Below are 13,464 nucleotides of genomic sequence, written 5' to 3'. Positions count from 1 at the left end.
GCGATGGTGGCGGTGCAGGCGACCGAGGACGAGGTCACCCCGTACCTGACCGACGCCGTGAGCATCGCGGCGGTCAACGGCCCCGCCTCCGTGGTGGTCGCCGGTGACGAGGACGCCGTACTGGAGATCGCCGCCCGCTTCGAGGAGCAGGGCCGCAAGACGAAGCGCCTGACGGTCAGCCATGCGTTCCACTCGCCGCACATGGACGGCATGCTGGAGGCGTTCCGCGAGGTCGCGGAGCGTGTCACGTTCCATCCCCCGGTCATTCCGCTCGTCTCCAACCTCACGGGCTGGATCGTGGCCCGCGACGAGGTGTGCTCGCCGGAGTTCTGGGTGCGGCACGTGCGCGAGGCGGTCCGCTTCCTCGACGGCGTGCGGTACCTGGAGGAGCAGGACGTCACCGTCTACCTGGAGCTCGGGCCGGGCGGTGTGCTGACCGCCATGGCACAGGACTGCGTGACGCGCGAGGGCGCCGCCTTCGCCCCCACCCTGCGCAAGGACCGCCCCGAGCCGCAGGCGCTGGCGACCGCCACCGCACGGCTGCACGCCCGCGGTGTCGCGGTCGACTGGGAGGCCTTCTTCTCCGGCACCGGTGCCCGGCGCGTCGACCTGCCCACGTATGCCTTCCGGCGTCAGGTGTACTGGCCACGTGACCCGTTCTCCCAGCCGGAGGCCCTCTCCGCCGAGGCCCTCGACGCGGTGACCGCGCGGTTCTGGGAGGTCGTGGACAGCGAGGACCTCGCGGCGCTCACGCAAACCCTCGGGGTCGACGCCGGCCAGCCGCTCAGCGACGTCCTGCCCGTGCTGTCCGCCTGGCACCGGCGCAACCGCGACCGCAACACGGTCGACAGCTGGCGCTACCGCGTGACCTGGCAGCCCTTGACACAGACCGTGCACCGGCCGCTGACCGGCACCTGGCTGCTGGTCACGGCCGCCGGGCTCGCCGACGACGCCTGGGTGAGCGCGGCCGGACGCATGCTCGCCGACAGCGGTGTGACCGTACGGCATTGCGCGCTCGACACCGCGGCCGACGACCGTTCGGTGGTCGCCGAGCGGATCCGCGCCGCACTCGACGGCGGCACCGCGGACGTCAGCGGCGTGCTGTCCCTGCTCGCTCTCGACGAGCGGCCGCACGCCGCCCACGAGGCGGTGCCGGCGGGCCTGGCGGCGACCACCGCGCTCGTACAGGCCCTCGGCGACGCGGGCGTCGAGGGGCCGCTGTGGTGCGTCACCCGGACAGCGGTCAGCGTGGGCCGCTCCGACCTGCTGCGCAGCCCGGGCCAGGCACACGTGTGGGGGCTGGGCCGGTCGGCCGCCCAGGAGTACCCGGAGCGGTGGGGCGGACTGATCGACCTGCCGGAGACGCCCGACGAGCGCGCGCTCGCCCGGCTCGCCGACATCCTCGGTGGCATGGGCACCCCGGCGAACCCGGGCGGCTTCGGCGACGAGGACCAGCTCGCCGTACGCTCTCAGGGCATCTTCGTACGCCGCCTCGCCCGCGCCGGGCAGACGGATCCGGCCGACACGACGGCGCACCCCTGGCCCCGCACCGGAACCACCCTGATCACCGGCGGGACCGGCGCGCTCGGCGCCCGGGTCGCCCGCCGGCTGGCCCGCGACGGCGCCGCACACCTGTTGCTGGTCGGCCGCCGCGGCGCGGACGCTCCCGGTGCCGCCGAACTGCGTGCCGAACTCACCGCGCTGGGTGCCGAGGTGACCGTCGCGGCCTGCGACGTCGCCGACCGCGCCGCCCTGGCACGGCTGCTGGCCACGGTTCCCGAGCGGCACCCGCTGACCGCCGTCGTACACGCCGCAGGTGTGCTCGACGACGGAGTGCTGGACGGCCAGAGCCCGCAGCGGCTCGCCACCGTGCTGCGGCCCAAGTCGGCCGCCGCGACGGTGCTGCACGAGCTGACCCGCGACCTCGACCTGTCCGCGTTCGTGCTCTTCTCCTCGTTCGCGGGCACCTTCGGCGGTGCCGGCCAGGGCAACTACGCCGCGGCCAACGCCTGCCTCGACGCGCTGGCGGAACACCGCAGGGCCCAGGGCCTGCCCGCCACCGTGCTCGCCTGGGGCGCCTGGGCCGAGGCCGGCATGGCCACCGACCAGGTGGTGTCCCAGCGGCTCCGCCAGGCCGGGCTGGCACCGATGGACCCCGAGCTGGCACTCACCGCACTGGACAAGGCGCTCGCGCTCGACGAGACGTTCTCGCTCGTCGCCGACATCGACTGGGCGCGGCTCGCACCCGGACTCACCGCCGTGCGCCCCAACCCGTTCATCACCGGGCTGCCCGAGGCACGGCGCGCCCTGGAAGGTGTCGCCGGCACCGACGGCGCCTCGGGTGACCCGTCGTCCTTCCGGCGCCGCCTCACGGACGCACCGGAAGGCGAACGGGAGCGGCTCGTCCTGGACTTCGTCCGCACCCAGGTCGCGGCCGTCCTCAACCACCCCGGGCCGGAAGCCGTCGAGCCCGGACGCGCCTTCCGCGACCTCGGCTTCGACTCGCTGACCGCCGTCGAGATCCGCAACCTGCTGGGGTCGCTCACCGGGCTGCGGCTGCCCGCGACCCTCGTGTTCGACCACCCCAACGCGCTCGCCCTGGCCGACTTCCTGCGCGGCGCCCTGCTCGGCGCGCCTGCCCCGGACACCACGGGACCGGTCCGCCGCACCTTCGCCGACGACGCCGACGACCCCATCGCCATCGTGGCGATGAGCTGCCGCTTCCCCGGCGGAGTGCGCGCCCCCGAAGACCTGTGGGAACTGCTGGCGGCCGGGCAGGACGCGATCACCGGCTTCCCGGCCGACCGCGGCTGGGACGTCGACGCCCTCCACGACCCGGAGGGCCGGGGCGAGAACACCACCTACGTACGCGACGGCGGATTCCTCGCCGGCGCCGCCGAGTTCGACCCGGCGTTCTTCGGTATCTCGCCGCGTGAGGCGCTGGCGATGGACCCGCAGCAGCGGCTGCTGCTGGAGACGTCCTGGGAGGCGTTCGAGCGGGCCGGGATCGACCCGACGACGCTGCGCCGAGAGCGCGTCGGCGTCTTCGCCGGCACCAACGGGCAGGATTACCTGTCCCTGATGCTGGCCGCCCCTGAGGGCGTCGAGGGCTTCCTCGGCACCGGCAACGCCGCCAGCGTCCTGTCCGGCCGCGTCTCCTACGTCCTCGGCCTCGAAGGCCCCGCGGTCACCGTCGACACTGCATGCTCCTCCTCGCTCGTCGCGCTGCACTGGGCGATCCAGGCGCTGCGCGCCGGGGAGTGCACCATGGCGCTGGCCGGCGGTGTCACGGTGATGTCCACTCCCGCGTCGTTCGTCGACTTCAGCCGGCAGCGCGGCCTGGCCGCCGACGGACGCATCAAGGCGTTCGCCGCGGCCGCGGACGGCACCGGCTGGGGCGAGGGCGTGGGCGTGCTGCTCGTCGAGCGGCTGTCCGACGCCCGCCGCAACGGCCACCCCGTCCTCGCCCTGGTCCGCGGCAGCGCCATCAACCAGGACGGCGCCAGCAACGGCCTGACCGCGCCCAACGGCCCCTCCCAGCAGCGCGTCATCCGGCAGGCGCTGGCGAGTGCCGGGCTGTCCGCCGCCGACGTCGACGCGGTTGAGGCGCACGGTACGGGTACGACGCTCGGCGACCCGATCGAGGCGCAGGCGCTGCTCGCCACCTATGGGCAGGAGCGCCCGGACGGACGGCCGTTGTGGCTGGGCTCCGTCAAGTCCAACCTGGGCCACACCCAGGCCGCGGCCGGCGTGGCCGGGATCATCAAGATGGTCATGGCGATGCGGCACGGCGTCCTGCCGCCGACCCTGCACGTGGACGAGCCGACCCCGCACGTCGACTGGGCGAGCGGCGCGGTCGCCCTCCTCACGGACTCCCAGGAGTGGACGCCGGTCGAGGGCCGTCCCCGGCGGGCCGGTATCTCCTCGTTCGGCATCAGCGGCACCAACGCGCACACCATCCTCGAACAGGCCCCCGAGGCCGCCGCGGACGAGAGCGCGGTACGACCGGCCGCGGCGGCCCCGCTGCTGCTCTCCGCGAAGACCGCGGACGGCCTGCGCGACCAGGCCCGAGGCCTGCGCTCCCACCTGTCCCGCCACCCCTCGCTCGACCTCGCGGACGTGGCGTTCTCGCTCGCCACCGGACGCTCCCACTTCGAGCGCCGCGCCGCACTGATCACCGCTGACCGCGACGGGCTCCTGGCGGAGCTGGAGACCGTGGCCCAGGGACAGGCCACTGCCGCACTGGTCGAGGGCACCCCCGTCGCCGGGAAGCCGGCGTTCCTGTTCACCGGGCAGGGCAGCCAGCGCCCGGGCATGGGCCGGGAGCTGTACGAGGCGTACCCGGTCTTCGCGGAGGCACTGGACGGCGCCTGCGCCTACCTCGACCGGGACCTGCAACGGCCGCTCCTGGACGTCATGTTCGGCGACGGCACCGAGCTGCTCGACCGGACGGCGTACACGCAGCCCGCGTTGTTCGCGGTGGAGGTGGCGCTGTTCCGTCTCCTCGAATCGTGGGGTATCAGGCCGGACTTCGTCTCCGGTCACTCGATCGGTGAGATCGCTGCCGCCCATTGCGCGGGTGTGCTGTCTCTGGAGGACGCCTGCACCCTGGTCGCGGCGCGTGGCCGTTTGATGCAGGAGCTGCCGTCCGGTGGTGCGATGGTGGCGGTGCAGGCGACCGAGGACGAGGTCACCCCGTACCTGACCGACCGGGTGAGCATTGCCGCGGTCAACGGCCCCGCTTCGGTGGTTGTCGCGGGTGACGAGGACGCCGTACTGGACATTGCCGCTTCCTTTGAGGAGCAGGGGCGCAAGACGAAGCGCCTGACGGTCAGCCATGCGTTCCACTCCCCGCACATGGACGGCATGCTGGAGGCCTTCCGTCAGGTCGCCGAGGGCTTGTCGTACGAGGCCCCGCGTATCCCGCTGGTCTCCAACCTCACCGGCGCTCTCGCAACCGCGGAGGAGATCACCAGCCCCGGCTTCTGGGTCCGCCATGTCCGTGAGGCGGTCCGTTTCCACGACGGCATCCGCGCCCTGGAAGCCCAGAACGTCACCACGTTCGTCGAGCTCGGCCCGGACGGTGTGCTCTCTGCGATGGCGCAGGACTGCGTCACCGGCGAGGACCATGCGTTCGTTCCGGTGCTCCGCGCGGGTCGTCCGGAGCCGGAAACCCTGACCACGGCCCTCGCGCACGCCCACACCCGGGGCATCGCGGTGGACTGGCAGGCCTACTACGCCGGCACCGGCGCCCGACGCGTCGACCTGCCCACCTACGCCTTCCAGCACCAGCGCTACTGGCCCCAGTTGCCCGCCTACCTGGCGGGTGACGTCGCCGCCATCGGACTGGAGGAGACGGGACATCCCCTGCTGGGTGCCTGCGCGGAGCTGCCCGACTCGGACGGGCTGCTGCTCACCGGGCGGCTGTCGCTGCACAGCCACCCGTGGCTCGCGGACCACGCGGTCGGCGGTTCGGTCCTGCTGCCCGGCACCGCCTTCCTGGAGCTGGCGCTGCACGCGGGCGACCAGGCCGGCTGCGACTACCTGGAGGAGCTGACGCTGGAGGCGCCGCTGATCCTGCCGGAACACGGCGGGCTTCAGCTGCGGCTGGTGGTCGGCGCGGCCGACAGCGCGGGGCGCCGGCCGCTCACCCTGCACTCACGGACCGAGGACGCGCCCGCCGAGGAGCCGTGGACCCGGCACGCCGGCGGTGTACTGGCTTCGGGCGGCCGGCCGGCGGCCTCCTTCGACCTGGCTGTCTGGCCGCCCGCCGGTGCCACCGAGGTGGACGTCGAGGGCCGCTACGAGCAGCTCGGCGCCATCGGCTTCGCCTACGGGCCCGCCTTCCAGGGGCTGCGCAGGGTCTGGCGGCGGGACGGCGAGCTCTTCGCCGAGGTGAGTCTGGCGGGCGACGCCGAGGCGGAGGCGGGCCGGTTCGGCCTGCACCCCGCGCTGCTCGACTCCGCCCTGCACGCCATCGGACTCGACGGACTGGGCGCCTCCGACGGACGGGGCAGGCTGCCGTTCGCATGGACGGGAGTGTCGCTGCACGCCGGCGGCGCCGCCGCGGTCCGCGTCCGGCTCGTCGCGGCGGGCGCCGAGGCGGTCCGGCTGGAGATCGCCGACGTGACCGGCGCGCCCGTCGCCGCCGTCGAGGCACTCGGGCTCCGTCCGGTCTCGGACGATGCGCTCCGCCAGGCCCGCGGCACCTACCACGAGGCGCTGTTCCGGCACGAGTGGACCCCGCTGCCCGCCGCGCCGACGACCGCGGGCGACACCGCCGGACGGTGGGCGGTGCTCGGCCCGGACGGCGAGGCGGCCGGACGAGTGCCGGGCGGACTCCGCGCCGACGCGTACCCGGACCTGGCCGCGCTGACGGCCGCCGTGGACGCCGGCGCCCAGGTCCCGGACGTGGTCCTGCTGCCCTGCTCGCCGGCCGGCGACCCGACCGAGGACGGGGTGCGCCGGGCCGCGGTCGCGGCCCTCGACGCCGCCCAGGCGTGGCTCGCGGACGAGCGGTTCGCCGCGTCCCGGCTCGTCTTCGTCACACGTGGGACGGTGGCCGCCGAGCCCGGCGAGACGGTGGACGACCCGGCGCACGCCGCGCTGTGGGGTCTGATCCGCTCCGCGCAGACCGAGAACCCGGACCGGTTCGTCCTGCTCGACACGGACGACGAAGACGGCTCGTGGCAGACCCTGCCGGCGGCGCTGGAGTGCGGTGAGCCGCAACTGGCGGTCCGCCGGGGCACCGTACGGGCGCTGCGGCTGGCCCGGGCCGCCGTCGGGGCCGAGCCGCAGACGCGGCCGTACGACCCCGCGGGCACCGTGCTGATCACCGGCGCCACCGGAGCCCTGGGACGGCTGATCGCCCGTCACCTGGTGGCCGAGGCGAGCGTACGGAGGCTGCTGCTGGTCGGCCGGCGCGGCGACGCGGCCGAGGGAGCGGCGGAACTCACCGCCGAACTCGGCGCGCTCGGTGCGCAGGTCACCTGGGCCGCCTGCGACGTCGCGGACCGCGAGGCACTCGAGGCGGTGCTCGCCGCCGTGCCCGCCGAGCATCCGCTGACCGCCGTCGTGCACGCCGCCGGTGTGCTCGACGACGGCGTCATCGGGTCCCTGACCGGGCAGCGGTTGGAGGAGGTGCTGCGTCCGAAGGCGTATGCGGCGCTGCATCTGCACGAGTTGACCCGCGACCTCGACCTGTCCGCCTTCGTTCTGTTCTCGTCGTCGTCCGGCGTCTTCGGCGGCCCGGGCCAGGGCAACTACGCGGCGGCCAACGCCTTCCTCGACGCACTCGCCCGGCACCGCGCGGACCAGGGACTGCCCGCCACCTCGCTGGCCTGGGGCCTGTGGGCGGTCGCGGACGGCATGGCCGGCGGCCTGGACGAGACCGACGTCGCCCGGATGCGGCGTGCGGGCCTGCCGCCGCTGACCGTCGAGGACGGGCTGGCGCTGTTCGACACCGCCCGGACGCTCGGCGAGCCGGCCCTGGTGCCGATGCGGGTGGACCCCGCTGCCCTGCGCGCCCAGGCGGCCACCGGCACCCTGGCGCCGCTGCTGCGCGGCCTGGTCCGCACCCCCGTGCGCCGGGTGGCCGAGGCGGCCGCCGCCGGTGCCGAAGAGGCCCTGGCCGAGCGGCTTTCCGGGCGCCCAGCCGAAGAGCAGGACCGGACGCTGCTCGCCCTGGTCCGCGCCCAGGTGGCCGCCGTACTCGGCCACGCGGGCCCGGAGGCCGTCGAGTCGGGCCGGGCCTTCAAGGAGCTCGGCTTCGACTCGCTCACCGCGGTCGAGCTGCGCAACCGGCTGAACGCGGCGACCGGGCTGCGCCTGCCCGCCACGCTGATCTTCGACTACCCCGATCCGACCGTGCTCGCCCGCCATCTGCGCTCCGAGCTGACCGGCACCGCGAGCTCCGCCGTCGTCCCGGCGCCCGTTGCCGCGGCGGGCCACGACGAGCCCGTCGCCATCGTCGCGATGAGCTGCCGCTATCCGGGCGGTGTGCGCACCCCCGAGGACCTGTGGGGGCTGCTCGCCGCGGGCGCTGACGGCGTCTCGGCGTTCCCAGCCGACCGCGGCTGGGACCTCGACGCGCTCTACCACCCGGACCCGGACCACCAGGGCACCTCGTACGCCCGGGAAGGCGGGTTCCTCCACGACGCCGCGGAGTTCGACCCGGCGTTCTTCGGGATCAACCCGCGCGAGGCGCTGGCCATGGACCCGCAGCAGCGGCTGCTGCTGGAGACCTCCTGGGAGGCCTTCGAGCGGGCCGGGATCGACCCGCTGTCCCTGCGCGGCAGCAGGACCGGGGTGTTCGCCGGCGTGATGTACCACGACTACGGAGCCCGGCTGCACGCCGTCCCCGACGAGGTGGAGGGCTATCTGGGCACCGGCAGCTCCAGCAGCGTGGTGTCGGGCCGCGTGGCCTACACCTTCGGCCTGGAAGGGCCGGCGGTCACCGTCGACACGGCTTGTTCCTCGTCCCTGGTGGCCCTGCACCTGGCCGCGCAGGCGCTGCGCAACGGGGAGTGCTCGCTGGCCCTGGCCGGCGGTGTCACCGTGATGTTCACACCGGGCACGTTCATCGAGTTCAGCCGGCAGCGGGGGCTCGCCGCCGACGGCCGCTGCAAGTCCTTCGCGGCCGCCGCCGACGGCACGGGCTGGGGCGAGGGCGCCGGCATGCTGCTCCTGGAGCGGCTCTCCGACGCCCGCCGCAACGGCCACCGGGTGCTGGCGCTCGTCGCCGGCAGCGCCGTCAACCAGGACGGTGCGAGCAACGGCCTGACCGCCCCCAACGGCCCCTCGCAGCAGCGGGTCATCCGCCAGGCCCTCGCCAACGCGCGCGTCTCCTCCTCGCAGGTCGACGTGGTCGAGGCCCACGGCACCGGAACGACGCTGGGCGACCCGATCGAGGCGCAGGCGGTCATCGCGACCTACGGCCAGGGACGGCCCGCGGACCGCCCGCTGTGGCTGGGGTCGATCAAGTCGAACATCGGCCACACCCAGGCCGCCGCAGGCGTCGCGGGCATCATCAAGATGGTGCTGGCGATGCGGCACGGCATGCTGCCGCCGACCCTGAACGTGGACGAGCCGACCCCGCACGTCGACTGGGCGGCGGGCTCGGTGGAACTGCTCACCGAGGGCCGCGCCTGGCCGGCCGGGTCCGGACCGCGCCGGGCGGGCGTGTCGTCCTTCGGGATCAGCGGCACCAACGCCCACGTCATCCTCGAGCAGGCTCCCGCCACCACGGAGCCGCCGGGCACCGCGCCGGACACCGGGTTGCCGGTCGTCCCGCTGCTGCTGTCCGCACGGGGCACGGACGCCCTGCAGGCCCAGGCGCACGGGCTGCGCTCCCACCTGCTCGCCCACCCCGACGGCAGCCTCACCGACCTCGGCTTCTCCCTGGCCACGACCCGTGCCGCCCTCGACGACCGGGCGGCCCTGCTCGCCGCCGACCGCGACCAGGCGCTGCGCGGCCTGGAGGCGCTGGCGCGCGGCGAGGCGCCGGGTACGGCGCTGCGCGGCACGGCCACGGACGGCACGACCGCCTTCCTCTTCACCGGGCAGGGCAGCCAGCGTGCCGGCATGGGCCGCGAACTGTACGCCGCGTACCCGGAGTTCGCGCAGGCCCTGGACGCGGTCTGCGCCGAGTTCGACCGCCACCTGGACGAACCGCTCAAGGACGTGCTCTTCGCGGCGGACGGCGAACTGCTGGACCGTACCGACTACACCCAGCCCGCCCTGTTCGCCCTCGAGGTCGCGCTGTTCCGGCTGGTCGAGGCGTGGGGTGTACGTCCCGACGTGCTGTGCGGTCATTCCGTCGGCGAGCTGGCCGCCGCGCACTGTGCCGGTGTGCTGTCGCTCGCGGACGCCTGCACCCTGGTGGCCGCCCGCGGCCGGCTGATGCGGGACCTTCCGGAGCGTGGCGCGATGGTGGCGATCCAGGCCACGCAGGAGGAGATCACCCTTCCCGACGGTGTCGCCGTCGCGGCGGTCAACGGACCGCAGTCCGTGGTGGTTTCCGGCGACGAGGACGCGGTACTGGACATCGCGGCCGCCTTCGCGGTGCGGGGACGCAAGACGCGCCGGCTGACCGTCAGCCACGCCTTCCACTCCCCGCACATGGACGGCATGCTGGCCGACTTCAGGAAGGTCGCCGAGGGCCTCACCTGCCACGCGCCGCGCATCCCGGTCGTCTCCTGCCTCACCGGTGCCCCCCTGACCGAGACGGACGTGACGCTGCCCGACTTCTGGGTGCGGCACGTGCGCGACACCGTCCGCTTCGCCGACGGCGTACGCGCGCTCGAGGAGCAGGGCGTCACCACCTACGTGGAGCTCGGACCCGACGCGGTGCTCTCCGCGCTGGCACAGGAGAGCGTCACCGACGGCGCGTTCCTGCCCCTGCTGCGCGGCGGCCGGACGGAAGCCGAGTCGGTGACGACGGCGCTCGCCGGGCTGCACGTGCGCGGCACGGCGGTGGACTGGACGGCGTTCTTCGCGGCCACCGGCGCGCGCGGCGTCGAGCTGCCGACCTACCCCTTCCAGCGGCAGCGCTACTGGCTCGACGTCGGTTTCTCCGCCGAGGACGTGATGGCGGCCGGCCTCGACGCGGCGGACCACCCCCTGCTGGGCGCGACGGTCGAACTGCCCGAGTCCGGCGGCCTCGTCCTCACCGGCAGACTGTCCCTGCAGACCCAGCAGTGGCTCGCCGACCACACCGTCATGGACACCGTGCTGCTGCCCGGCACGGCCTTCGTCGAACTCGCGCTGCGCGCCGCCGCACAGAGCGGCTGCGACACCGTCGAGGAACTCACCCTCGAAACACCCCTGGTCCTGCCCGACCACGGCGGACTCCACCTGCGTCTGACCGTCGGACCGGCGGACGACTCGGGCCGGCGCACCCTCGCCGTGCACTCCCGCCCCGAGGACGCGGCCGACGCACAGCCGTGGTTGCGGCACGCGGCCGGCCTGCTGGCCACCGCGCCCGCGCCGGAACCGTTCGACCTGGCCGTCTGGCCGCCCGAGGGCGCCGTCGAGGTCCGCACCGACGGCCTGTACGAGGCCGCCGCCGCGTCCGGACTCGGCTACGGCCCCGTCTTCCAGGGCCTGCGAGCCGTATGGCGGCGCGGCGACGACCTGTTCGCCGAGATCGGGCCGCCCGACGGCCCCGGGACCGACGCGACCGCCTTCGGGCTGCACCCGGCACTGCTCGACTCCGCCCTGCACGGCATCGGACTGGGCGGACTCCTCCCGGACCAGGACGGCACCGTGGGCGGCCCCCGCCTGCCGTTCGCCTGGACCGGTGTCCGGCTGCACGCCGCCGGCGCCGACTGGCTGCGGGTGCGTCTCGCCCCGGGCCCCTCCGGCGGTGTCGCGCTGCAGGTCGCCGACGCGACCGGACTCCCGGTCGCCTCCGTCGACGAGCTGATCCTGCGCCCCGTGAACGCCGGACAGCTCGCCGCGTCCCGCGGCGCCGGCCACGACTCGCTGTTCCGGGTCGAGTGGACCCCGGTACCGGTGCCGGCCGAGGGCGTTCCGGCCGGCGAACGCTGGGTCGTGCTGGGCCGCCCCGAGGACGCGGACACCCTCTGCGGCGAACGACTCGTCCACTACCCCGATCTGCCCGCGCTCGCCGCCGCCGACGACGTACCCGATGTGGTGCTCGTCCCGCTGCCCGCCGGCGACGGGAACGGGACCGGCGGCACCGCCGAGGCCGCAAGGGCCGCCACCCGCGAGGCCCTGCGGACGGTTCAGACCTGGCTGGCCGACGCCCGCCTCGGCCGGGCACACCTGGTGTTCGTCACCACCGGTGCGACCGGGACCCGGCCCACGGAGGACGTGACCGACCTCGTCCACGCACCGGTCTGGGGTCTGGTCCGCGCCGCGCAGTCGGAGAACCCCGGCCGGTTCACGCTGCTCGACACCGACGGCACCGACGCCTCACGCCGGATGCTGGCCGCCGCCCTGGCCTCGGGCGAACCCCAACTCGCCCTGCGCTCCGGCACCGCACACGCCTGCCGCCTGGCCCGCGCCGCGGTGACCGCGGAGACCGCCGCCGCCGAACTCGACCCGTCCGGCACCGTCCTCATCACCGGGGCCGGCACCCTCGGCCGGCTGGTCGCCCGCCACCTGGTGGCTGAACGCGGCGTACGACACCTGCTGCTGGCCAGCCGTCGCGGCGAGGCCACCGAAGGCGCCGCGGAACTCACCTCCGAACTGGCGGCGTCGGGCGCCCGCGTCACGTGGGCCGCGTGCGACGCCGCGGACCGGGAGGCGCTGGCCGGGCTGCTCGCGGCGATACCGGGGGAACACCCGCTGACCGCGGTGGTCCACACCGCCGGTGTCCTCGACGACGGGGTCCTCGACTCCCTCACCGAGGACCGCATCGACCGGGTACTGCGTCCCAAGACCGACGCGGCATGGAACCTGCACGAACTCACCCGCGACCTGGACCTGACCGCGTTCGTCCTCTTCTCCTCCGTCGCCGGCCTGTTCGGCGCCGCCGGGCAGGGCAACTACGCGGCGGCGAACACCTTCCTCGACGCGCTCGCCCAGCACCGTGCGGCCCAGGGCCTGCCGGCCACCTCGCTCGCCTGGGGCGTGTGGGCCACCGACGACGGCATGGCGGGCGCCCTGACGGAGGCCGACCTGACCAGGATGGCTCGCGCCGGCGTCGCGCCACTGGCCGTGGCCGAGGGCCTCGCCCTGTTCGACGCGGCCGGCACGCGCCCGGACCCGCTGCTCGTGCCGATGCGCACCGACGCCGCCGGACTGCGCGCCCAGGCCGCCGCCGGCACCCTGTCCCCGCTGCTGCGCGGACTCGTCCGCACCCCGGCGGCGCGCGCCGCCGCCGGGCCGGGCACGGCCGGCGCACCCACGGCGGCCTCCCTGGAGCAGCGCCTGGCCGGACTGACGGGCACCGACCGCGAACGCCTGCTGCTCGACGTGGTACGCACCCAGGTCGCCGCCGTGCTCGGCCACGCCGGGCCGGACGCGGTCGACCCGGGCCGCGGCTTCCTCGACCTGGGCTTCGACTCGCTCACCGCCGTCGACCTGCGCAACCGACTCGGCGCGGCCGCCGGCATCCGCCTGCCCGTCACGCTGATCTTCGACTATCCGACCCCCACGGCGCTGGCCGGTCACCTCAGCGCAGAGCTGGGCGACGGCGCCGCCCCGGCCGCCCACGGCGTGCACGCCGAACTCGACAGGCTCGAGGCGATCCTCTCCGCGGTCCGCCCCGACGACGTCGAACGACCCGGCATCGACGCCCGCCTGCGAGAGCTCCTGTCCAAGTGGAACGACACGCACAGTGCAACCGACGGCACCCGAAGCGGCGACATCGACTCCGCCACCGCGGACGAGATCTTCGACCTGCTCGACGACGAGCTCGGCCTTTCCTGACCCACGCGCACCGAGCCCGCGCTTTCCGGCTCGCACACATCCCACCACTCTCACCACGGGGACGGC

General features: G+C 74.9%; 1 protein-coding gene. It reads left to right on the top strand.

Annotated features, from left to right (window positions below; genetic code table 11):
- Positions 1-13,398: SDR family NAD(P)-dependent oxidoreductase (locus ACZ5NH_RS43470; RefSeq protein ID WP_468783764.1), on the top strand; the 13,398-nt coding region annotated here is incomplete at its 5' end.
- Positions 13,399-13,464 lie beyond the last annotated feature (66 nt).

The sequence above is a fragment of the Streptomyces sp. NPDC031426 genome (assembly GCF_055581585.1).
The sequence above is the reverse complement of the archived record's forward strand: the minus strand, read 5'-3'. Positions and strand labels throughout refer to the sequence as shown.